The following is a 22,725-nucleotide window of genomic DNA, read 5'->3' on the forward strand; positions in this document are numbered from 1 at the left end:
GAGACTGGCTAACTTCCTGCCCCTCACAGGACCGGTGGCTTCGCTGCAGTCAAGGATGATGAGGTGAGGGCTCTGTGCTATCGGGAGAAGAGCCCAGCTGGTATGCATGACCAGCGTCGGGTGGCAACGCTTTTGGCTAGAGGAGATTGCTGGATGCCTACGACGCGGATCGAGCGCTTACTTCAGCTTGGATAGGCTGAAGTAATGGAGTATCGCAATCTTGGTCATACCGGTATCTACGTCAGCGAGCTTTGCCTTGGCGCGATGATGTTTGGCGCATGGGGAGAACCTGATCACGATGTGTCTGCAGGGATCATTCATCGTGCATTGGATGCCGGGATCAATTTTGTCGATACAGCTGATGTCTACTCCCAGGGAGAGTCCGAGATTATTGTTGGGAAAGCTCTTGTAGGACGACGCGATGATGTGGTGTTGGCTACGAAGTTCCATGGTCCGATGGACGTCGCCATGGGGGCACCGGGCGGCGATCCGAACAGGCGGGGGAACTCGCGCCGTTGGGTGGTGCAGGAGGTCGAGAATAGTCTGCGCCGACTGCAGACTGATTGGATCGACCTGTATCAGGTGCACCGTCCGGACGCGGACACCGACGACGAGGAGACACTCTCAGCTCTTACCGATCTCCAGCGCCAGGGCAAGATCCGCGCCTTTGGATCCTCGACGTTTCCAGCGTCCAGGATGGTTGAGGATCAGTGGATCGCTGAGCGGCGGGGCCTTGGCAGGTTCGTGACCGAGCAGCCTCCATACTCTCTGCTCGATCGCGGTATCGAGCGCGAGGTGCTTCCGGTCGCGGAAAAGTACCATCTTGGTGTCCTTTCCTGGAGTCCGCTTGCCGGAGGATGGCTTTCGGGTCGAATTCGTCGCGATCAGGGTGCACCACAAACTAGGAGAGCACAGATGATGCCGGCGCGCTTTGATCTGTCCGCGCCTGCGAACCAAGCCAAACTCGACGCCGTCGAACGCTTTGCGAGCCTTGCAGACGAGGCCGGTATCTCGCTGGTCCATCTCGCCCTTGCTTTTGTGCTCCAGCATCCGGGAGTTACGACTCCGATAATCGGGCCAAGGACAATGGAGCAACTGGAAAGCCAGTTAGGTGCCGTGGATGTTCGGCTGACTACCGATCTGCTAGACCGGATCGACGAGATCGTAGCTCCGGGTCAAACGATTGGGGATGATGGTAATGCCTACGTTACCGAGGCACTCTCAAATCCGTGGTTGCGACGGCGTCGAACCGCTTGAGTTCGGGTTTACCCAAGGTTCTCGTACCTAAATAGCGATAGTCGTTTGCTGCTGGCTAGCTTGAGGTGAACAGCCTTTGTGCGCGGATGGAGTTTTAGCTGATCTCGAAGTCAGATCAGGTGGTGCAAAGCGATTCATCTTGCGCGCCGTTGCTCCCGTAATGGGAGGAGGCGAAGATTCCACCATGAAAATCCGTGAGCGGCTGCTTGGAATCTGAATTTGGTCTAGTTGATCCCAGGGCGATGCTCGCCCGCAAGCTATCAGATGCAGATGCCAACTCCGACTGTGATATGACCCATCAACTAGAGACGGTGCCGACGCACCTAAGTTGTATGTGCATACTCCACTTCAAGCCAGCTTGACGTCTCCTTCGATGGGTGAGCAGTTTCGAGATCAGCTTCCGCGCGCTTTCTGGGTCACTTGCAAGCATTTTTGTATAGCTGACTCGATCATCGAAGAAGGTTCGGTAAGTGTCACTGGCGAACCGAGGGTTCAACAGATTTTGGCTAGTAGAACAGGGCTTGTCTGGACTGTGGAGAAAGACGACAATGCCATGGCTGAGGGGTTTCTTCCTTAGTTGGAGCGGTTCATAAAGAGGTTTGTTCACCAGGTGGCGGTTTGTGTTGACACAGACCCGGGCTTACAGCTTCTTTTACGTTTCGACTTGTGAACTCCTAAGACAGAGTCCATACCTTGATGCTTGAAGGTGATGTAGTTGATGATGACAAGCATTTTCGAGACTGACAAGCTTTCTAAGAGTCGTAGGTCTCATCAGGCATCTTGCCTTGCCCTGGTTGAAGATCTACTAATTAGCCAGTCTTACGGGGATGCACAACTAGAGATGGAGGTATGAATAGCCATGGCCCGAAGGTCTTCACTTAGGAGGCTCGCCACTGTAGGCGTTGTGGCGGCGTTAGCAGTAGCGTACTGGGGGGTGCAGGGCTCCCCAACGTTCTCGTCGCAGACGAGTCGCCCACATACTTTTGCCACATCACAGAAAAGTGCCGAGTCGACAAGTTCTACAAACCCAGTTGTAAACCTGACACAACCTTACAATCAGTCCTCTCAAGCAACGCCAACCTCGTCTGTGGGAGGTGTTGCACCACTGGAAATCCAGGCTCCTAGGAGTCTCGGAGTGATAGAGGGAACTCAGGTGCAACTGCAGCTCTCGGCGACGGGCGGTGATGGCCCGCTACAGTGGTCGATCAGCAGCAACCCTAGCTGGCTCCAGATCACCCCTAGTGGTTTGCTATACGGCATTCCCACATCCCCTGGTAATGGCCAAGCCACCATCACCGTCACCGACGCGGCTGGGAGGTCGAGTCAGGTAACCTTGCCAGTCTCGGTTGATGTGCCTTCAGGAAACTGGTCAGGATATGTAGATTACTCACCCAATGGCATACCCTTTACGCAGGCGAGCGCCCAATTTGTGGTGCCAACTCTCTCCTCCTCGCTCCCGCAGTCCTGTGCGAGTGCCGTGTCTGGTGGCATGAGTCTCTCATGTTCGCTTGCAGAGTGGGTCGGTATCGGTGGAACCTCTGGCAACAATACCCTCATTCAGGCTGGCGTCTATGAGATCCCTGATCTTGCGACTGGATCCGTGAAGATAGTCCCATGGGTGGAGAATCTACCATCCCCGTCACAGCCCGTCCCGAACATGAGCGTCGCGCCAGGGAACGATATGAAGGTAAGTGTCGATCAAGTGACTGGGACGGAGTGGAAGGTGACCGTCGAGGATCTCACCACTGGTCAATCGGTGAGTGGTGTAGGTAACTACTACGGGTCCGGCGACAGCGCTGATTTCATAGTTGAGGCGCCGACGACGGCTGCAGGTCAAACCGCTCCAACTCCGTTCTCGAGCCCGATCAAGTTCTTCAATGTCAAGGTGTCGAGCTCGGCCCAGAGCGCTGGTCAGGTGATGCTGCCCACCGCCATGGTCCAGTCGGGGAACGTGGCTACCTATCCAGGACAGTTCCATAGCTCCTACGGTGGATTCAAGGTCTACTACGACGACCAACAGAGCTGATCCTCTAGATCACATAGATGGGCTCCTTAAGCTCTGTCAACTTCGGAGGTGATCCCCAAACTGTGCAATCACCTCCGAAGCCGCACGTAAAACGGGGCACGACGCCGGTTGACTGCATCGGGTCTACCTACATAGCTTTGTACGACCGGAGATATGATCGCTTCAGTTGGCTGAGTAAGAGATTTAAGCGAGCTTCCGTCTCTTGGCATTGAGTTATTGGCGTGGGTAAAGCCAGTTTTTCGATCTAGACATCCGCTCGCCTAACGTGGTGAGTTTTTGACCGTGGCCATCGAAGTAGTGGGTATTGCTTGCGTTGTCACTACATCTCACTCAACGAGACAGCGTTATGACGCGTTCCCGTCATCCATCCATCTGCTCGCAAGGATGAGGTTGTTCCAGTAGGCCGATCCTGCGATCGCTGCCTGAGCATGTTGTGCTCGTCGCGTCGTTGAAGCCACTTAGGTCGCGAACTCGATGTCAGACTCGCTCATCTATTTGTGACTTCTCGACCTGGTGTATGGCTGTAGCAGTCGTTGTAACATACATGAACCTTGCGATCAGGTTGTTCGATCGAGGGTAATAGGAAGGTCTGGCCACTCGCGTGGGTCAGGTGCGGGGGTAAACTCACCGGTGTTTGGGTCGATGGCATAGGTCCAGCTGGGACCTTCGTTGGCTATCTTGGTGAGCGAATTGACCAGGTAGTCGAGGTCGTCGCGCGTCGTGGAGACTCCGATACTCATGCGCACGGCTCCTGGGAGCCTAGGCCGATTGCCGGTCTTGATCTCTTCACGGAGGGAGGTCGCTTGCTCATCACTGACGTTGAGTAACTCAAGGATTAGTGGGTGAGCGCAGAAACATCCATGCCGCACGCCAATCCCAAACTCGGCGCTCAGGATAGCTGCGAGATGGCTGTGATCGTAGGCAGCAAGATTGAAGGGTACGACTCCGATTCGCGCCGCCTCCGGTTCCCAAAGTCGATAGAGCTCTATACCTGGTACATCTGCGAGCCTCCTGCGGGCATAGTCGGCGAGCGCGATCTCCTCCTCTGCGAGTTCATCCATTCCATAGGCGGCGAGGGTCTCGCAAGCGGCTGCCATCGCAACCGCACCAATGACGTTGGGCGACCCTGCTTCGTGTCGTGATGCCCCTCTAGACCAGAGAACCTCAGTTGGGGTCACGAAGTCGACCGCGCCGCCACCACGCAAGTAGGCCTCGGCGCTGTCAAGCCAATCGGCTCTACCCAGGAGCACACCAGCCCCGTAGGGTGCGTAGAGTTTGTGTCCTGAGGCTGCTAGATAATCGACATCGAGGGCAGTCATATCGATCGCCAGATGGGGCGCCATCTGTGCGGCGTCCACGACGATCCTAGCGCCATACTGGTGTGCTACCGTGGCGAGCTCGGCTATCGGCCAGATCTCACCGGTGACATTCGATGCACCGGTGACCGCCACCAGGGTGGTGTCCGGTTGTCCGCGAAGATAGTCGGAGAGCTGTTCGACTGCCTGACTCGCGCTCTTGGGCATGGTGAGGTAGTGGACGCTTCCCTTGGAACGCTGCCATGGCAGCAGGGTTGTATGATGCTCGGAGGTGAAGGCGACGACCTTTGCTCCTACTGGGAGGCAACTCGCCAGCAGGTTCATGGAGTCGGTAGTGTTGCGGGTAATGACGATCGTATCGGTGGGGAGTGCGCCAAAGAACGCTCGAAGTGTCTCTCGTGCACCCTCGTAAGCGCTAGTGGAGATCTGCGACTTGATGCCTGCCCCACGATGCACGCTGCTGTAGTAGGGGAGGAACTCGTCTAGTTTGGCTGCGACCTCAACCAATGCTGGTGTACTGGCGGCAAAGTCGAGATTGATGTAGCGCCGCTGCCCTCCTTGGACGAGTGGAACCTGGATATCATCACCGACCAACTCAAGGTGTGGTCTGTTTTGAGTTTGTGTGGCGTCATGGGAGGTGGATGCGGTTTTCATAGCTCCATCGCTTGATGCAGATTGACGGTAAGAAGTTCGCTATCGAAGGCACCAGTGAGGAATGCTTGGGTAACCATCTCTTGGGCGTCGTCGAGCTGGGAGTTTATCTCCTGCACCGCAGTAGATGCTTTACCTGCCTCTAGAGCAGCGATTAAGGAGCGATGCTCGTGCACGATCGCCTCGGCACGATTACTGTGCTGCAGACCAAGATAGAGAAGGCGTTCCATCTCGTCTAGAAGTGGGACTAGAAGATCGACGAGTCGAGGATTACCCGAGGCTTGAGCTACCGTTAGGTGGAACTCTCTGTTGGCCTGGAGAAAGAGTTGAATACTATCTGGGTCTGTTGGGTCATAGGTGGTCGAGCAGATCTCATCGAGTCGACGGAGCTGCTCGCCGTCGACCCGGCCAGAGGCGATTCGGGTCGTCTCGGACTCGATAAGCCTCCGGACATCAAAGAGATGTCGGACGTCGCCCATCGCGATCGGGGCTACCGCATAGCGGCGGGCGGCGAGGAGTACGATGAGTCGGCCGTGGCGTAATCGAGCGAGAGCCTCTCGGACCGGCGTCCTGCTCGACCCTACGAGCTCGGAGGCTTGTCGTTCGGTGAACTCAGCGCCTGGGGCTAACTCACCGCAGAGGATCATGCGTTTGAGAACGCGATAAGCATCGTCGGTACGTGATCCTCGAGCAGGAGATGTTGGTATACCAATGACCATAGTGATCAATATACTAACTGGTATACATTCAACGTTGCTGTCATTCCTGTCGATGCTCGACCGGGATCGGGCGACTCGCGACTGCCCATCGAAGCTCGCTCATCTCGCGGTGCGCGAATCTCAACTACTCGGACGGCGGCGAGTGGCGGCACACTTTTGGAGTGGGCGAAGCCAAGGAGGTTGTCGGTCTGCTTTTTGAGTTGCGATCGCCGATGCCACTCGATCTTGTAGCACCCCTCCCTGTGGCAGTGTTCCAGTAGAGCGCTGTTCAATCAGAATCAGAAACGCTCTACTCTAGTGCGGCCGATAGAGTGGTGTGAGAGATGAACTAGAGCACCTCAAGGTGGGTTGCTGTTTTGCAGCAGCTTGAGATGTCTCCTCACCGCGAGAGATATGCCAGGGAGTTGACGATGAACGGATTGAACTTCACCCTCGAGGACGCGGTTAGCTACTTTGGCGATCGCGAGATTCAAAAGGGCCGAGGTTATCTGAATAAGGTCAAGTTGGAATCCGTCTCTGAGGACGCCATCGTAGCCCGAGTACAGGGCACCGTTCCTAAGCCTTACCGGACCGTGATTCACTTTGCTAGCAATCGCGTACTGTCGATTTGCAGCTGTCCCGTGTCTACTCGATGTAAGCATGGTGCCGCTGCCATGCTCGTCGCGATGAAGGCTCCTAAATCCAAGGTTGGAACCGAGGTTCGTGCGGGTGCACAAGAGTGGTTGGCGGAGCTGCGACGCGCTGTAGCACCAGCGCCGGTCGATAGGGAAGTTAGTCCGACTGTAGTAGTTCTCTGGGAGATCTTGCCTGCAGAGGGCTGGTTGCCGCCCCGGCTGGTCTGTTTCAAGACCCGCCAACAGCCACAGGGGGCACCGATCGGCAAGCTTGAACCATGGAAGAGTTTTCGCAACGTGTTGAAAGCCCGCCCTACGTTTGTCACCGACGGCGACCTTGAGGCGATCAAGATGCTTTTGCTAGATTCCTCCAAAGGTGGTGACTACCAGCTCGACTATTTCAGCCTTGAGGGAGCCTACGCATTCAAGGTTTTAGAGATGCTGGCAGAGACCGGTCGTCTCATCGGCCGCCGGGATGACGGAGTTGTGCCGTTGCGTTTTGCAGAGCCCCACGAGGGCACCCTCAGATGGAGAGTACTGAGAAGTGGTGAGCAGATTCCCGTGCTCGATGTTGGTTTGGCCGAGGCATGGTGCCTGCCAACTAGCGAAGCGATTCTTTATGTTGATGCGGTCGCTGGAGCGATTGGTCATGTGATCACCGAACAGCCCAAGGATCTGGTCGTCGCCATTTTGAAGGCTCCAGCGCTAAACCCGCTTGAAGCCAAGAGTGCGAAGGAGCTGCTTAAGGGCTCTGGTCAACCAATTGCACTCCCGAGTGAGGCTCCTACGAAGAGTTTGCCGAAGGTGAAGGTGCCGCTTGTGCCGGCACTTATCGTCTCGAGCCTGGAAGTACCGCTGCATGGTGGCACCTGGAATCTACGAACCAGCGACGGTTTCATCGATTTTGCTCGTGCTGAGTTTCGTTATGGAGACATCGTGCTTGAGGTGGATGATGAGGGCGAGCTAATCGAGACCAATGACCAGGGAACTGTCCACCTAGTCAGAGATAAGAGGGCGGAGAAAAAGGCACTACGAGAACTTGCCAAGATTGAGCTCGTGGAGTTGAGCCCGCCAGAGGTCAAGTCTCTAGGCAATCAAGTTGCTCGAGTTGCTTTTGGACACCCTAACTCGTGGCATTGGGAGAAGTTCATGAACGACACGGTTCATGAACTTGAAAGCAAGGGCTGGAAGCTCGAGATCGACCCAGAGTTTCGTTACTATCACACGACGGTTTCTAGCTGGCATGTCGATATCGAGACCAGCCAAGAGGGTTGGCTCGATCTTGAGCTTGGCATCACCGTCGACGATGAACGAATCGATCTTGGCAAACTACTCGTTGATCTGTTCGCACGGGACCCTAGGTGGCTGGCTCCTGGTGGCCTTTCGATGATCGCCGATGACGAGATGATCTTTTTGAAGCAGCCAGGTTCTCCCAGGGTTGGAGTGGAGGCACGGCGACTGAAGCACATTGTGGGGACGTTGATCGACCTATTCTCACGACGATCAGACGACTTGCGACTATCGGCCTTCGATGCGAGTCGAGTGAAAGAACTCATTGGCGATAGTCAATGGGATACGACCGGACTTGATAAGGTCCGGGACCTTGCCAGCTCCCAACTGGCCGGCGACGGTCCAACGCTGGTAGAACCCCCGAGGGGACTGAAGGCTACGTTGCGCCAATATCAACTAGAGGGCTTGTCGTGGCTCCAATTTCTCAAGGAGCATGATCTTGGTGGGATCTTGGCAGATGATATGGGACTTGGCAAGACGTTGCAGACGCTCGCACACATTCTCACCGAGAAGGAGGCTGGTCGCTTGCAATCACCTGTTCTTGTGGTGCTCCCAACCAGCCTGGTTAACACGTGGCAAGATGAGGCTTCGCGCTTTACCCCTGACCTGAAGGTACTCACCCTCCACGGACCCGAACGTAAGTCTCACTTTGGAACTATAGGCGAGCATGATCTTGTCCTTACGACCTATGCGCTGGTGTGGCGTGATATCGCAGTCCTGCAGGAACAGGTTTTTCATATGCTGGTCCTTGACGAGGCGCAGAATGTCAAGAACCCAACGGCGAAGGCCTCGGCCGCCATTCGACAACTCAAGACGATGCATCGGCTGTGTCTTAGTGGAACGCCGATCGAGAATCATCTATTGGAGTTGTGGTCGCAGTTTGATATTGTCCTACCAGGATTCCTCGGTGAACGCAACTTCTTTCGAGAGATCTGGAGCACTCCGGTCGAGGTCCATCAGGATCTAGCTCGCCTTCAGGTGCTCGCCAAACGAGTGCGCCCCTTCATTCTGAGGAGAACTAAGTCCGAGGTAGCCGCTGAGCTTCCTGCCAAAACGGTGGTCATCCAGGCGGTTGAGATGCAAAGCGCCCAGCACGATCTCTATGAGTCCGTTCGAGCTACGATGGACAAGCGGATCCGTGACGAGATCGTGAGCAAAGGTATCGAGCGAAGTCACATAGTCATACTGGATGCGTTGTTGAAGCTTCGCCAGGTGTGTTGTGATCCAAGACTGCTAAAGAGCAGCACCGCGAAGCGGACGGCAAGTTCGTCAAAGCTGTCTGCGCTTATGGAGATGATTCCCGAGCTTCTTGAGGAGGGACGTCGAATACTACTGTTCTCCCAGTTCACCGAGATGCTCGACATCATCGCAGCCGAACTGAAGAGATCCAAGATAGACTTCGTCACTCTGCGCGGAGACACCAGAGACCGGAAGACCCCTGTAGACAGATTTCAGAACAAGGAGGTGCCCCTCTTCCTTATTAGTTTGAAGGCCGGGGGTGTAGGACTCAATCTCACAGCGGCAGACACGGTGATTCACTATGATCCTTGGTGGAATCCGGCAGCTGAGGACCAGGCGACCGATCGGGCGCACAGAATCGGGCAGACCAAGCCTGTCTTTGTCTACAAGCTTATCGTCGCTGGCAGTATCGAAGAGAAGATCGTCGCGCTACAGGAGCGCAAAGCGCAGTTGGCCGCCGGCGTGCTCGATGAGGCGCAGTCGAGTTCGGTTAAGTTTGGCGAGGACGATATCGCATCGCTGTTGAGCCCGCTTCCGGCGAATCGCTAAGAGGATCGAATACCTGAACGATGCGCAGTGCTGGTAAGGGGATCTACTCGTTCGGGTGGGCGTCTGAATGAGCGGACTCGCGAAAGCTATTTGCTAGATGACTAATGCTTGAGGAGTAGGTGTGCGTCGATTGGGCGGCTCATCCTATTAGTTCGAGCGGAACTACGATGAAGGCATCGTGATCAGAAACGGTGATCCTGAGCAGCGTATGAACTGCCTCCTCTGTGATCAGGTATTTCTGCATCTTCGGAAAGTTTTTGGCATCTCGCTCCGGGATCATGACGCCCGGGGTGCCATCCCGGCAAGGGCGCAAGACATACCTGTGGTCCTGGGCTATCGCTTCAAGTCGGAGTCGTTCGTCATTTTTCATGTCGTCAATAGTGGTGTGCATTCACCTTAGCCGATCACAATGGGCCCAGAGAGAGGTTGCAACAGTTGACGTACAGTTGTACTATAATACAATGTACCTGTGTGCGTGGATATTGTCACAAGGTATATATCCGCAGACGGCATACAAGTTGTATCGTGCCGGTAATTTGCCTATACCCGCACGTAAAGTTGGCCAACTCATGTTGGTGGGAGACTTAGAGTCGCAACCATCTGTGCCCAAGTCTGCCGTTACATATGCGCGGGTTTCTTCTGCGGATCAAAGAGGAGACCTAGACCGCCAGGTGGTCAGAGTGCTTACTCAACCGCCCCGAGTCTCCGTGAAACCCGGCGCGGTTCATAGATCTCCTTCCTGGTTGGTGTCAACGGAGATCTCAACCAGGCGCAGTGCAGATTTTTGAATGGTGCACACGCGGCCGATCGGAGTCTTGATCAGAAATTCATTAGTCTCAAGAAGTTTGCACCTGCGCCCGAGCCTCATCATGTCTGCGGGTCGCGATAATTTGGACGCCGAGCAGATCTTTGCCAAGCGTGATTCCGCTTTCGCTGCTACTTATCGGTGTCAGTTCCCTCTGCCTCTGACCGTCGAACATTGTCTACTCTGATCACCTCTGTCTGGGAGGCCACCGATCGATTGACGCTGCCGACGCGCCCGATCAAACCAAAGCAGATAGCCACAAACACTGCTCCCGGAACCGCCAGGACCAGACCTGCGGACGCCACCGACACGAGTGCTCCCCACCCTAGGCTTGCGAGACCCATGGCACCGGTGGTAGCTGACAGCTGCACACTCGAGACTCGGCCGCGCATGGTATTAGCAGAGCAACTCATGACGCTTCCATAGATCATCGACATAAACACGGCCTGTCCGGCACCGGCAAGCATGGACATTAGTCCCGCCAACAACTCGCTATGTGTAAAGCCAATGACGACCAATGGAGCGCCTGAAAGTATGCCGGTAGCCCAAAGCACCCAACCTGGAGGCAACCTGCGAAACAAAAGTAAGACCAGGGGTCCAAGAACCGAACCCAGTCCAAAGGTGGTCAACAAGACCCCGTAGACTCCTGCAGATCCATGGAAGTTGACACTCGCTATCGTGGGCAGTATCCCAAACGTAGCCATGGTCAAACTGCAGTGGCAGGTGACCCAGACAAAGAGCAGACCGATTGGGCTCGTGTTTTTGACATACGAAAGGCCCTCGACAACCTGGCGTCGTACGGGAGTGCGCTTTGCAAAGGTGTTCTTATCGACAATCGGCCTGGCGTGGCCCCTTACGCTGAGCAACAGCAACATACCGCCAAGATAAAACGCCGAACATAACATAAACGTCCAGCCAGGACCCATGGTGGTGAGAACCAACGTGCCTATTGCGGGACCAATGAGTTCAGATCCTTGTTGTGCGATCCTGGTCGCAAGCGCACCATCTACGATCTTGTCCTGTCCCACTAGGTTCGGAATCAGTGTCTGCCAGGCCGGACCCTGGATTGAATTACCAATCCCGACGACAGCGGCGGTAGCTAAGACGATGCCAAGACTCATTGAGTGAGTGAAGGCGAATATGCCTGCCGCAAAACAGACGGCGGCGTTGATAGTCTGGCCCACTGCTGCGACCTTTGCTCGATTCATTCGATCTGCGTAGGTGCCGGCGATGAGCCCGAAGACCATCGTGGGTGTGAGTAGAAAGAAGCTGACCAGACTTGGCCATATGGCAGAGTCCCCGCCAAGTCGGTAGGCTTCCCAGCCTGCTACCAGGATGACAGCAAAGCGACCAGAATTTCCTGACAGAGCACCGAACCAGACCTTACGAAACGGGACAATTGCAAAGACTGACATCGCGGATCTGAACGACCCTGGGGATTTTGCGGAGGTGCTCATGAGCGCGGAAAGAAGCAAGCCACAGAGTGGCCAGCACTAATCTCTTGTAGCGGTGGTTCCTCGGTGCTGCAGCGCTCGGTCGCCGCAACGCAACGGGTTCCACTCCGTACGTGACGCCCAGTTGCAGGTTCGCCGAGCACAATAGCTCGTTGTTTTGAATTCTCAGCCGACGCCTCGATGGCTACCACTACTACAGTTACGTTGTCGTAGGCGGGAATCGGCATTAGAGCACTACCGTGGTTCACTGTAACAATCCTTCTTTGATAGAACATACGAGTATGAACAGAACCTTGACGATCTCCCCACTTTCGGGGGACGGGAATCCCTGAATCAGTTTAGGCCGGCCATAATCGCCAGCCCTCATCCGCCCTTCCTTGCCGAGTTCGGCGTTTTTGCTAACTGCGCGCATGGCTGCTGGTCTTGCGGTGGCGCAAAGGCGTTTTCAGTCCCCGACCGTCTGTCGGCGACCATACTAGATTGCTCGATTGCGAGTATGCGCAAACCATCGGCGAGTATGTTGGAGGCGGCATTAACATCTCGCGCGTGAGATGTATTGCACTGTCTACAGATCTAATGACGGATCTTTAGCTTAGCTAAGCCCTTTGGATAGGTTGGGCTCTGGCAACGACAGTCGTGTGTCATATTTGGTGAGGAACTCCACTCATCTCGACTGCCTATTAAAGAACACTGAGGGAGCCCCCTTGAGTCCGTCGCCCGGTCAAGAGACGGAGTAGTTCTGGTGCATCAGAGCGGAGGGCTCCGATTTGAGCGGCAAGTTCGAGCGAAGCCGCAATAGCGTCGGTAAGTACTACAGGGAGCTCTAGTTGCAAGGCTTGAGCGATATCGAGGCTATGGACACTAAGTTCAAAGGTACGTGTCGGTAGATAATTGGCAAACGAGATCACGCCAGCGGGAATCGTAAGGAGTCTATCGTCTTTAACGCCCTCGACCAAGACCAGCACGCGACTGGCAAGCGATGAGATCATTTCAATGGGATTGGCACCCAGATCGCGTCCAGCCTCTCGGCCTCGTTCCGCGATCGCTTCGTCCTGGATTTGGCGTTGCTTAGGATCTGAACCATCGCCGAGCATGAGTCGGAAATAGGCTGCCGGACTTTCGATGAGTGAGCCCTCGGATATGGGGTTGTTGAGATAGGTTTCAAGGGTTACGAGTGCGCGAGCGCTGTGGCCAACCAGTGCCCTCACATCCCAAACGCCGAGACCAGGCAGGTGCCACTGTGGGTCTTGGATCTGGCCGACAAGTTCGACGAAGCCATCTGTAGCACAGGCGAATGCTGACCTAGTAGCGCTCATGGACACCATAGAGTAACCCTAAGTCCGATATCTTGTTCCCGTCAAGTTCCAAGGGTTAGGGCTGATGGCCCACCACTGTCCGTTCCCTGATCGAAAGCAGACAGTGGTTTACCAGAATTAGCGTACCTTCTACACCAAAGCGAGAGCTGAACCGCCACCAGACCCCTGCTCGATGTCCTCAACCATTCAGACTGCGACTGAACGAGTACAGCCATCGTCATCACCGCCCTGATGCTGCCCTTCAAGATCAGCCGCCTGAGCGTAGACTCGCAGATCTGCAAAGTCAGCGCCGCCTCTCGAACCGCGAAGCCCTGCTGTACTTGTTTCAATTGGTCCTTGTCCTTGTGATGTTTCAGCCCCTTATGGGATCCAACAATTCCTCCTCTCATCAATGTCAGAGCGACCTAATTTGCTTTGCGTCCAGGGCCATCAAAAATACCCATGCGCATAACAAGAGCGTGATCATCAGGAAGTAGGTTTTCTTCTCCCGAGGGATCGCACGATACGGCGTCGCATGCAGGATGAGTAGAGTTCGATCGACTTTGGTGACAATGTTTCTCGTTTGACTCCAACCATTCGCGGATGAGCTCATCCATGGTCTGTTGTCGCCACGGCAAGATCGTGGAATGGCAAGACCAGGGTGAAGATACCGTGAGCAAGGCCGGGAGAACGACAATAACCGGCCTATCACAGTCAGCGAATACCGCCGTATGGAGAAGCTTGAGAAGGGTTATCCCGATAGATCCAAGCTTTATGGAGAGGTCCATGATCTCGCCGCACCGTAGTGTCGTTTACGCGAGCCAAAATAAATCAATGGAGGCGCGAGCCACGAGATGGCCCTTGACAGCCATAAGGTCGAAGAGATAAAAGTCTCATCGAGCCAACCTTCGGGATCTATCCGTATTGCCCTAGGTAGACAGGTTGTGACCCAAAGCGTAGGTTACTACAAATGAGCCGCAATTGTCTTGATACGCCTGCAGGATCCTTTACTCCAAGAAGGGAGTAGGCCTCACGGTTGTATGGGCTCTGGGTTAGACGAAACCCAGAGATGAATAAGTGCACCCGTGTTATTGGTATGGACCAGCCTGGTTCTAGCATGGGTAGTCACCTGTTCTTTCACCGTCGACCAGCTTCTGCTATCGTCTCCGGATCGTAAGCTGAGTTCAATTGCGGCCAAGAGAAGACAGTTCTAGGGATGGCGATGAATAGATGAACCCCAGTTCGTCTGGCTAGCCGGTGATGGACGGGAAGCAGGCCAAAGTCGCTTTTAATAGGCCAAAAGACGTTCTTGATTTTGGTTAAGGCAATATAGTAATTCGAGAGCACGCCCGCGCTCAGCTCGTCTTGACCACATAGGCACCATGTAGCTTGTCATTGGCTGGCTTCGTCGTAATAGCGGGATCTATAACCCGGTCTACTCTGCTCTTACGCATGACCCTCTGCGAGGTTTGCGATGACTTGATCTGGTGTGTGTTTCTTGCCCTTCATGTGATTTCCTACCGTATCTATTTTGGTCGGTCCTCTCACATTAGATGTGGATCACATAGAGTCCATCACCGCAATAGGGGACACCTTTCACGATTATGGACTCGGTAAAACAGCAGCAGACTACTTCCATCTCCTAAACTTGCCCCCTCGCCGAGCTGCCTAAATAGAGATCACCCTTGTATATAACTATCCGAAGTCGGCAAATAATTACCAGATGGATATGAATTCGGGAAGAGCTTCGAAAGGTGGGTTGACACGCTCAGGTGCTGAGTGTAACATGGGCCCTGTACGGGGAAGACTAGCGGGGTTGTGTCCGCAGGTCGGGGGGAAACATGCAAGTTCCTGCGGTATTCGATTATGAGCGCGCCTCTACTGTTGAGGATGCGCTCGCGTTGTTGGTCCGTCATGGTCCGGAGGCGCGCCTGATCGCTGGGGGTCACAGCCTCTTGCCGATGATGAAACTGCGCCTCGCTCGCCCAGACGTGGTGATCGACATCAATGAACTCAAAGAGTTGGACTACATTCGTGTGGAGGGCGACGAGCTGGCTATCGGCGCTATGACCCGACATGCGACGGTACTGGAATCTCCGCTACTAGCACAGCACTATCACATATTTGCCGAGGCCGAGCGGGTTATTGCGGATCCATTGGTTCGCAATCGAGGAACGGTGGGCGGTTCTCTTTGTCAGGCCGACCCTTCCGAGGATCTATCTGCGGTTTTTGCGGCGTTGCGAGGCAGGGTGATGATCCGTTCGGCGACCCAGACTCGCACGGTCGACGCGCGAGGGTTCCACGTTGGCCCGTACCAGACTGAGGTTCGTGATGCAGAGATTCTCACAGAGGTAAGGGTGCCATTACGCCCAGGCTCCGGTAGCTGCTACCAGAAGGTGGAGCGCAGAGCGGGTGACTGGTCAATTGCGGCGGCTGGGGCTTTTGTACAGCTCGAGGGCGACTTGGTGGTTGATGTCGGCATAGGGATCACGGCCGTCGGCGCGGAGCAGTTCACTTGTAGTGAGGCAGAGGAGATCCTTAGGGGAAGTGATGGTTCGGAGTCGGTAGTGGAGACAGCTGCAAGGAGATGTGGTGAACTCTGCAACCCCTCGGCGGACCAACGAGGACCGGTTGACTACAAACGCCATCTTGTGGCGGTGTTAGTCGGACGAGCCTTGACCAAGTCTATTGCTCGAGCAAAAGGGGATATGAGCTGATGCGGGTTGCTATAAAGGTCAACGGTCAGGAGTGCTCGTCAGAGATCGAGCCGAGGCTTCTTTTGGTTCATTTTCTTCGATCGACTCTTGGACTCACCGGCACACACTGGGGTTGTGATACCTCAAACTGTGGGGCGTGCACCGTTTGGCTTGACGGCGTGCCGGTGAAGAGTTGCACTACGCTGGCCGCTATGGCCGATGGCCATGAGGTCAAAACTATTGAAGGCCTGGAGTCGAGCGGCGTTCTCGACCCGGTTCAACAAGGCTTCATTGAAGAGCATGGGCTCCAGTGTGGATTTTGTACTCCTGGAATGATGATGGCCGCTAGAGCCCTACTCGATCGCAATCCAGATCCCGATGAGGCTACGATTCGGGAGGCGATCTCCGGGAATCTTTGTCGGTGTACTGGTTATGAAAATATTGTCCGTGCTATCCGGTGGGCAGCGGCTCATCAGACCGCACAGGAAGGAGCCATCGCGTGACCGCGACCCAAACACCCACTCAGGATACGTCGCTCAGTCCGGAGGGGAACCCACTTGGGTTTGGGCGTATGCTTCGAAAAGAAGATGCGCGTTTTGTGCGCGGCCAGGGGCACTATGTCGATGACGTTAACTTGCCCGGTATGCTGCACAGCGCAATTCTTCGGAGCCCCTACGCGCATGCACGTATCGTCTCGATCGACACTAGCGCTGCCGAGGCTCATCCGAAGGTCAAGGCTGTGATCACCGGCAAAATGCTCGAAGATCTCAAGCTCGCATGGATGCCGACTCTCTCTGGTGACGTAGTGGCGGTGTTGGCGACGGATAAGGTCAGATTTCAGGGTCAAGAGGTGGCCTATGTGGTGGCCGAGGACGAGTATTCGGCGCGCGATGCGCTTGAACTCATTGAGGTAGATTATGAACCACTTCCGGCAGTAGTCGACGCCAAGCACGCTCTCGATCCAGATGCACCAATTATTCGAGATGACCTTGAAGGTAGGGCAGATAACAAGATTTACGACTGGGAGGCAGGGGATGCCGCCGCTTGTGATGAGGTATTTTCTAATGCAGAGGTCGTCGTATCCGAGGATATGATCTACCCTCGCGTTCATCCTGCCCCAATGGAGACCTGCGGGTCTGTTGCCTCTTTGGACAAGGTAACCGGCAAGTTGACGATGTGGACTACCACACAGGCACCGCACGCGCACCGGACCATCTACGCATTGGTAGCGGGGCTGCCCGAGCAGAAGATACAGGTGATATCGCCGGACATCGGTGGAGGGTTTGGGAATAAGGTCGGCATCTATCCTGGATATGTCCTCTCGATCGTAGGATCCATCGTCACTGGTGCACCTGTCAAGTGGATGGAGGATCGCTCCGAGAACCTGATGTCGACCTCTTTCGCCCGCGACTATCACATGCATGGGGAGATCGCCGCCACCAAGGAAGGAAAGATTCTGGGCCTCAGGGTTCATGTGTTGGCTGACCATGGCGCCTTCAATGGAGTTGCACAGCCCACGAAGTTCCCAGCAGGATTCTTTCACATTTTCACCGGCTCCTACGACTATCCGGCCGCACATTGCAAGGTCACTGCGGTCTATACCAATAAGGCACTCGGCGGTGTGGCTTATGCATGCTCGTTTCGGATCACAGAGGCTGTGTACTTGGTGGAGCGTATGGTGACCTGTCTGGCCTATGAGTTGCAGATGGATCCGGCCGAGTTGCGAATGAAGAACCTCTTAAGGCCCGAGCAATTTCCCTATATGTCGCCGACTGGTTGGGAATACGACTCTGGCGACTACCCGCGAGCGCTTAAGGAGGCGATGCGGATAGCGGGTTACGAGGATCTCAGAGCTGAACAGGCGGCCAGACGAGCTCGGGCTACAGAGCCGGGGGCAGATCCTTCAACTCCTCTCATGGGCATCGGTCTGTCGTTCTTCACCGAAGGGGTCGGTGCTGGTCCAAGGAAGCACATGGACATCCTGGGTCTCGGAATGGCCGACGGATGTGAGCTACGTGTGCACCCGACTGGGAAGGCACAGCTCCGGCTCAGTGTACAGACACAGGGACAGGGCCACGAGACGACGTTCGCCCAGATCGTGTCTCATGTGATAGGACTGCCGCCGGAGGACATCGAGGTGGTGCATGGTGACACCGACAACACTCCATTTGGGTTAGGAACCTATGGCTCTCGTTCTACTCCCGTATCAGGAGCGGCGGCGGCGGTGGCGGCACAACGCATCAAGGATAAGGCGCGAGTGATTGCTGCTGCTGCGCTTGAGTGCTCGGTCGAGGATTTGGAGTGGGAGCACGGACGGTGGTACGTCAAGGGTGACCCATCTCAAGGCAAGACGATTGCAGAGATAGCCATGGCCGCCCACAGTTCTCTGGAGTTGCCTGAGGGTGTGGAGGGGCACTTGGATGCCTCTGTTGTCTACAACCCACCCAATCTGACCTATCCTTTTGGGGCGTATATCTGTGTTGTCGACGTGGACCCCCAAACTGGAGCGGTGAAGGTGCGCCGGTTCATCGCAGTCGATGATTGTGGACCTCGGATTAACCCTATGATTGTTGAGGGACAGGTTCACGGGGGATTGGCTGATGGACTAGGTATGGCCCTGATGGAGGTCATCGCCTTCGATCCCGATGGCAATAATCTTGGAGGGTCGTTCATGGACTACCTGTTGCCGACGTCGATGGAGTGTCCAAGCTGGGAACTTGGAGAGACGGTCACGCCTTCTCCTCATCACCCTATTGGCGTTAAGGGAGTGGGCGAATCGGCGACGGTAGGATCGCCGCCGGCGGTGGTAAACGCAGTATTGGATGCTCTCCAGATTCGCCACGCAGACATGCCGTTCACCCCAGCTATGACGTGGCGTGCCCTGCAAGGTAGGCCAATGCGGCCGGATCTAGCTATCGAGTGAGTAAACGATGATTCGCCAGGATTTGTCGTCTCGTCGTGATGTTTTGCGCCAGTCTCGCACACCATTCGTTCATGCGCTCGTGGTGTATGCGCAACCTCCGACATCGGCCAAACCGGGTGATGAGGCAATCGTTTTATCTGACGGTACTATTGAGGGTTTCGTCGGTGGTGATTGTGCTGAGGCGACGGTTCGACAACAATCTCTTGAGACCCTTCACTCAGGCGAGACGATGCTGTTGCGCATCACCCCCGATGTAGAGAATGATGTGGTTGGCAAGAAGGTCGTTCATAACCCGTGTTTGTCGGGAGGGACGTTGGAGGTGTTCCTCGAGCCTCTGATTCCACCGCCACTCGTGTATGTCATTGGTAATACCCCCGTCGCCGAATCCTTGGTGTCCTTGGGCAGCGTCGTCGGGTACGCGATGGCGACCTACTCCGGGACGATCGCCAAAGACGCACACGCTCTTGTAGTAGCATCGCACGGAAAGAACGAGGATGAGGCACTTGTGGATGCACTTGTTGAGGGTGTGCCTTATGTTGGGCTCGTAGCCAGCAAGAAAAGAGGGGCTGATGTGGTGGCTCGACTTGCCATCGATGAAGCACTCAAGGCTAAGGTGAGAACCCCGGCGGGGCTACCCATCGGCGCTTATACGGCAGGAGAGATCGCTCTGTCGATTCTGGCGGAGATCGTTGCGGAGCGTCCTAGTGGAGTCGTTGGTTGCTACGAGGGAACTCGGGCCCTTACTACCGAGATCGATCCTGTCTGCGGCATGGAGGTGGTGGTGTCGGAGGCGTCGCTACATTCGGTGCACCCCGATCCCGATCAGAACGGGCGACTGGTGTGGTTCTGTGGGAATGGATGTCAGAGAGCATTCCTCGCCGACCCGACGGCGTTTGCAGGTGCGAGAGGAAATCATTGACGTCGCTGAAAGATCTGGCGCCCTCGCCGTCGGAGCTCCAGGTTGCTTTGGAGCATGTTGGTTACCTTGCGGATGTCGGTATCGCTACTGCGCTATTCTGTGCAGCGAGGCTGCCACAACCCCTGTTGTTGGAGGGAGAGGCTGGAGTTGGCAAAACAGAGGCTGCCAAGGCGTTGGCCGAGGTACTGCACACTCCTCTCATACGGTTGCAGTGCTATGAAGGGATCGATGCGGCAGAGGCGCTCTATGAGTGGAACTTCCCGCGGCAACTGCTCGCGATCCGTGCTGCCGAGGCTGGCCCTAACCGGATCGAGGACGATCACGTATTCACCCGAGAGTATCTCATTAGCCGCCCGTTGCTTCAAGCGGTAGATCATCCGGGTCCTCTACCCGCTGTGCTGTTGATCGACGAGGTGGATCGAGCCGATGACGAGTTCGAGGCGTTTCTGTTTGAGTTGTTGGCGGAGGCGAGCGTGACCATTCCAGAGCTTGGAACTGTGCGTGCGCAGTTCCCACCAGTTGTCGTACTTACGTCGAACCGTACGCGCGATCTGCATGATGCACTCAAGCGACGATGCCTTTATCATTGGATCGACTATCCCGGCCTTGACCAGGCGATCGCAATCATACGCCGACGTGTGCCTGCTGCGACTGAGTCACTGGCGAGTCAGGTAGCGAGGGCCATTCGTCGTCTACGATCGTTGGATATCCAAAAGCCGCCAGGTGTTGCCGAGGCGATTAACTGGGTACTTGCATTGAATTTGCTTGGTTACTCGGCGCTCGATGATGATGCGGCGTCGATGACTGTGGGTTCGGTTCTTAAGTATCGTGAGGACCTCGACGTAGTGACAGACAAGGGGTTTGGATGGCTGACGAGCGCTTGATGGGAGTTATCGCAGCGTCATGAACCAGATTGATGGCACCTGAGGCGTGGTTGGAGATCTGCAGGTTGATCTTGCGAGTGTTGTTGCGAGATTTGGATCGAAGTTACAGGCGGCTGGTGTGCCGGTTGCGGCCGATCGATCCGGCCGGTTCGCAGCTGCGATAGGTCTGGTACCACCTATTGGACTGACAGAGTTGTACTGGTTGGGACGGGTGACCTTGGTTTCCCAACAGTCGCACCTAGAGATATATGATCGTGTCTTTGCCCAGATTTTTGCTGGAATAGTTGATCCGGCCGATTTTCGCGGAGATCAGCCCCCTGCGCCAACCGGAGCACCTGGAAGGTTGCTCCCACGAGGGCGGGAGGCGGTGTCGCAGCTAAGCCAGCCTCAGGCGCACTACCCGTCATGGTTAGGGGACGTTGGAGAGGGACGTGATGAGGAGTCTTCTCAGGAGGCTAGCCTTGCAGCTACTCTGAGCGTGGAAGAGCGGTTGCGCAACAAGGATTTCGCGACCTTCTCCGAGCTTGAACTCGCTGATCTACGTCGGCTTACGACCCGCTTTGCGTTTGCAACACCACAGCGACGGAGCCGTCGCCTCGTACGATCCATTCGTGGTGGGCGGATCGACATACGTGCGACTCTGCGTCATGCGAGACGGACCGGTGGGGAGCCAGTTCATTTAGTACATCGTCGCCATCGAACTCGCTCGCGGCGCTTGGTGTTGCTGTGTGATATCTCGGGATCGATGGAGCCTTATGCCCGTGTGTATCTCCAGTTGCTGCTTGGTGGAGTCCATGGAACGAGTGCAGAGGCATTTGTCTTTGCCACCCGCCTCACCCGCCTTACAAAGGTCTTCAAAGGAGTAATTCCGGCCGTTGCTCTTGACCGAGCGGGACGGAGTGCTCCCGATTGGTCGGGAGGCACTCGGATCGGTGACGCTCTCGCGACGTTCAACAACGACTATGGACGTAGAGGGTTTTCGCGGGGAGCCATCGTCGTGATACTCTCGGACGGCTGGGATTGTGGAGCTCCGGGAGTGGTCGCCCGGGAGATGGCCAGACTTCATTTGCTTGCCTTCAGAGTGATATGGGTTAACCCTAGGAAGGCTGCTCCGATGTATGCTCCGCTGGTACAGGGAATGGCGGAAGCCCTGCCGTATGTGGACACGTTTGTGAGCGGACACTCACTAGCGGCCTTAGAAGAGGTATTGGACGCGATAGGGTCGGCTGTTGGGTAGGTGCAATGGCTTTCACGAGTCGGGACTGGTAGACCCGCCTGTCGTTAACACACAAGCGTGGAGCCCCTTATCGTGTGGGGCACGAGCTGAAGAACTCCTCGCTTTGGCTGCGTAGTAGGTTGAGAGAGCGAACTGCAGCACTCTACAGATCAGTTGGCCTACCCACCTACATCTATTGTCATCGATGAAGGCGACTGTTCACGGCGTGTCTTTCTGATGCCACCGTCCAACAAGGTGGCGCAAAAATCGAGGCCGCCTTCAGAATCTCATTGGCTCGTTTGAGCTCTTCGTTCTCAAGTTCGAGCTCACGCATCCGAGGTTTTGCATCTGTTGTGATCCAAGCACGAGCTCGCGTGTCGATCTTGCGTCTGCCCTGTCGACCCAGTGCCGAAGTGTCTCTGGGGTCATGGAAAGCCTTGATGCTATCGACACAATTGCTGCCCATTGCGATGGGTACTCGCCTCGGCGATCGACCACAATGCGAATGGCTCTCTATCTTACCTCCGGCGAGTACCTCTTTACTTCTCCTAACTACTTCATCTCAAGGTTGGGAGTCTCCATAAAAGTAGGGGATATTGACATCGGCGAGAGGTATGCCGGGCACTTGCCTTGGTTATCCTCTCCAGAACGCAAGCCGACTATCAAGATGCATCTGCGTCCAAAACTTAGACCCTACGAGTCGAGGATACGTGTGTAGTTAACGGAGGACCTAAAGGTTCCAAAGAAGCAGTGACACGCCGTTTCGAGGATCTGGCAACGACTCATCGATGAGTGTGGCACCGATGTCTCGGTGTCTGCGGTGCGGGTGATGATGCGCGAACTTAGAAGCTGAGATAATCGAGCCAGCAGCC

16 protein-coding genes are annotated in these 22,725 nt (G+C 55.5%); 9 read left to right on the top strand and 7 right to left on the bottom strand.

What is annotated here, in order from left to right; translation table 11 throughout:
* The first annotated feature begins 204 nt into the window (after positions 1-204).
* Both FEAC_RS04985 and FEAC_RS04995 read left to right on the top strand, forming a co-directional pair.
* Positions 205-1,257, top strand: coding sequence for an aldo/keto reductase (locus tag FEAC_RS04985; protein ID WP_035388893.1), 1,053 nt, complete (start codon positions 205-207; stop codon positions 1,255-1,257).
* A gap of 1,135 nt (positions 1,258-2,392) precedes the next feature.
* Positions 2,393-3,283 (top strand): G1 family glutamic endopeptidase, encoded by an 891-nt coding sequence (locus tag FEAC_RS04995; protein ID WP_035388891.1) that lies wholly within the window; start codon positions 2,393-2,395, stop codon positions 3,281-3,283.
* A gap of 557 nt (positions 3,284-3,840) precedes the next feature.
* Here the strand turns inward: FEAC_RS04995 and FEAC_RS05000 are convergent.
* Both FEAC_RS05000 and FEAC_RS05005 read right to left on the bottom strand, forming a co-directional pair.
* A complete protein-coding gene (locus tag FEAC_RS05000) occupies positions 3,841-5,253 on the bottom strand; it encodes an aminotransferase class V-fold PLP-dependent enzyme (protein WP_052565649.1) in 1,413 nt (470 codons plus the stop codon).
* Positions 5,250-5,969, bottom strand: coding sequence for a GntR family transcriptional regulator (locus tag FEAC_RS05005; RefSeq protein WP_052565650.1), 720 nt, complete (start codon positions 5,967-5,969; stop codon positions 5,250-5,252). The genes FEAC_RS05000 and FEAC_RS05005 overlap by 4 nt, the downstream gene beginning before the upstream one ends.
* A gap of 410 nt (positions 5,970-6,379) precedes the next feature.
* On the opposite strand from FEAC_RS05005, the gene FEAC_RS05010 reads away from it, so the two are divergent.
* Entirely contained in the window at positions 6,380-9,661 is a 3,282-nt protein-coding gene (locus FEAC_RS05010) for a DEAD/DEAH box helicase (RefSeq protein ID WP_160290333.1), read from the top strand.
* 139 nt (positions 9,662-9,800) lie between these two features.
* Here FEAC_RS05010 and FEAC_RS05015 read toward each other — a convergent pair whose 3' ends face one another.
* The 5 genes from FEAC_RS05015 to FEAC_RS05035 form a co-directional block, all read right to left on the bottom strand.
* Complete coding sequence (locus FEAC_RS05015) at positions 9,801-10,052, bottom strand: hypothetical protein (protein WP_035388890.1); 252 nt, start codon at positions 10,050-10,052, stop codon at positions 9,801-9,803.
* 545 nt (positions 10,053-10,597) lie between these two features.
* Positions 10,598-11,881: an MFS transporter gene (locus tag FEAC_RS05020; RefSeq protein WP_052565658.1), complete on the bottom strand. Its 1,284-nt coding sequence runs from the start codon at positions 11,879-11,881 to the stop codon at positions 10,598-10,600.
* A gap of 38 nt (positions 11,882-11,919) precedes the next feature.
* Entirely contained in the window at positions 11,920-12,168 is a 249-nt protein-coding gene (locus FEAC_RS05025) for a hypothetical protein (RefSeq protein ID WP_035388887.1), read from the bottom strand.
* Positions 12,169-12,600: 432 nt separating this feature from the next.
* A complete protein-coding gene (locus FEAC_RS05030; protein WP_035388925.1) occupies positions 12,601-13,236 on the bottom strand; it encodes a maleylpyruvate isomerase N-terminal domain-containing protein in 636 nt (211 codons plus the stop codon).
* Between the two features lie 41 nt (positions 13,237-13,277).
* Positions 13,278-13,565 (bottom strand): hypothetical protein, encoded by a 288-nt coding sequence (locus tag FEAC_RS05035; RefSeq protein ID WP_152623092.1) that lies wholly within the window; start codon positions 13,563-13,565, stop codon positions 13,278-13,280.
* Between the two features lie 1,491 nt (positions 13,566-15,056).
* On the opposite strand from FEAC_RS05035, the gene FEAC_RS05045 reads away from it, so the two are divergent.
* From FEAC_RS05045 to FEAC_RS05070, 6 genes are all read left to right on the top strand, one after another.
* Positions 15,057-15,932, top strand: coding sequence for an FAD binding domain-containing protein (locus FEAC_RS05045; RefSeq protein ID WP_035388883.1), 876 nt, complete (start codon positions 15,057-15,059; stop codon positions 15,930-15,932).
* Complete coding sequence (locus FEAC_RS05050; RefSeq protein WP_035388882.1) at positions 15,932-16,414, top strand: (2Fe-2S)-binding protein; 483 nt, start codon at positions 15,932-15,934, stop codon at positions 16,412-16,414. The genes FEAC_RS05045 and FEAC_RS05050 overlap by 1 nt, the downstream gene beginning before the upstream one ends.
* A 68-nt stretch (positions 16,415-16,482) precedes the next feature.
* Positions 16,483-18,834: an aerobic carbon-monoxide dehydrogenase large subunit gene (locus tag FEAC_RS05055; RefSeq protein ID WP_052565696.1), complete on the top strand. Its 2,352-nt coding sequence runs from the start codon at positions 16,483-16,485 to the stop codon at positions 18,832-18,834.
* A 7-nt stretch (positions 18,835-18,841) separates the two neighbouring features.
* Complete coding sequence (locus tag FEAC_RS05060; protein WP_035388880.1) at positions 18,842-19,753, top strand: XdhC family protein; 912 nt, start codon at positions 18,842-18,844, stop codon at positions 19,751-19,753.
* Positions 19,750-20,637 carry an AAA family ATPase gene (locus FEAC_RS05065; RefSeq protein ID WP_201773848.1) on the top strand — a complete coding sequence of 296 codons (888 nt, stop codon included), beginning with the start codon at positions 19,750-19,752 and terminating at the stop codon, positions 20,635-20,637. Before FEAC_RS05060 ends, FEAC_RS05065 begins: the two co-directional genes overlap by 4 nt.
* A gap of 46 nt (positions 20,638-20,683) precedes the next feature.
* Positions 20,684-21,874, top strand: a complete 1,191-nt coding sequence (locus tag FEAC_RS05070) for a vWA domain-containing protein (RefSeq protein WP_052565661.1) — start codon at positions 20,684-20,686, stop codon at positions 21,872-21,874.
* The last annotated feature ends 851 nt before the right edge of the window (positions 21,875-22,725 follow it).

This window comes from Ferrimicrobium acidiphilum DSM 19497, from assembly GCF_000949255.1.
GTDB classification, from domain to species: domain Bacteria; phylum Actinomycetota; class Acidimicrobiia; order Acidimicrobiales; family Acidimicrobiaceae; genus Ferrimicrobium; species Ferrimicrobium acidiphilum.

Bases quoted from the DNA above. Each gene is read 5' to 3' on its own strand.
- FEAC_RS05055 (WP_052565696.1), top strand. From the start codon at position 16,483: ATGCTTCGAAAAGAAGATGCGCGTTTTGTGCGCGGCCAGGGGCACTAT.
- FEAC_RS05005 (WP_052565650.1), bottom strand. From the start codon at position 5,969: ATGGTCATTGGTATACCAACATCTCCTGCTCGAGGATCACGTACCGAC.
- FEAC_RS05000 (WP_052565649.1), bottom strand. From the start codon at position 5,253: ATGAAAACCGCATCCACCTCCCATGACGCCACACAAACTCAAAACAGA.
- FEAC_RS05060 (WP_035388880.1), top strand. From the start codon at position 18,842: ATGATTCGCCAGGATTTGTCGTCTCGTCGTGATGTTTTGCGCCAGTCT.
- FEAC_RS05050 (WP_035388882.1), top strand. From the start codon at position 15,932: ATGCGGGTTGCTATAAAGGTCAACGGTCAGGAGTGCTCGTCAGAGATC.
- FEAC_RS05030 (WP_035388925.1), bottom strand. From the start codon at position 13,236: ATGAGCGCTACTAGGTCAGCATTCGCCTGTGCTACAGATGGCTTCGTC.
- FEAC_RS05010 (WP_160290333.1), top strand. From the start codon at position 6,380: ATGAACGGATTGAACTTCACCCTCGAGGACGCGGTTAGCTACTTTGGC.
- FEAC_RS04985 (WP_035388893.1), top strand. From the start codon at position 205: ATGGAGTATCGCAATCTTGGTCATACCGGTATCTACGTCAGCGAGCTT.
- FEAC_RS05020 (WP_052565658.1), bottom strand. From the start codon at position 11,881: ATGTCAGTCTTTGCAATTGTCCCGTTTCGTAAGGTCTGGTTCGGTGCT.
- FEAC_RS05015 (WP_035388890.1), bottom strand. From the start codon at position 10,052: ATGCACACCACTATTGACGACATGAAAAATGACGAACGACTCCGACTT.
- FEAC_RS05045 (WP_035388883.1), top strand. From the start codon at position 15,057: ATGCAAGTTCCTGCGGTATTCGATTATGAGCGCGCCTCTACTGTTGAG.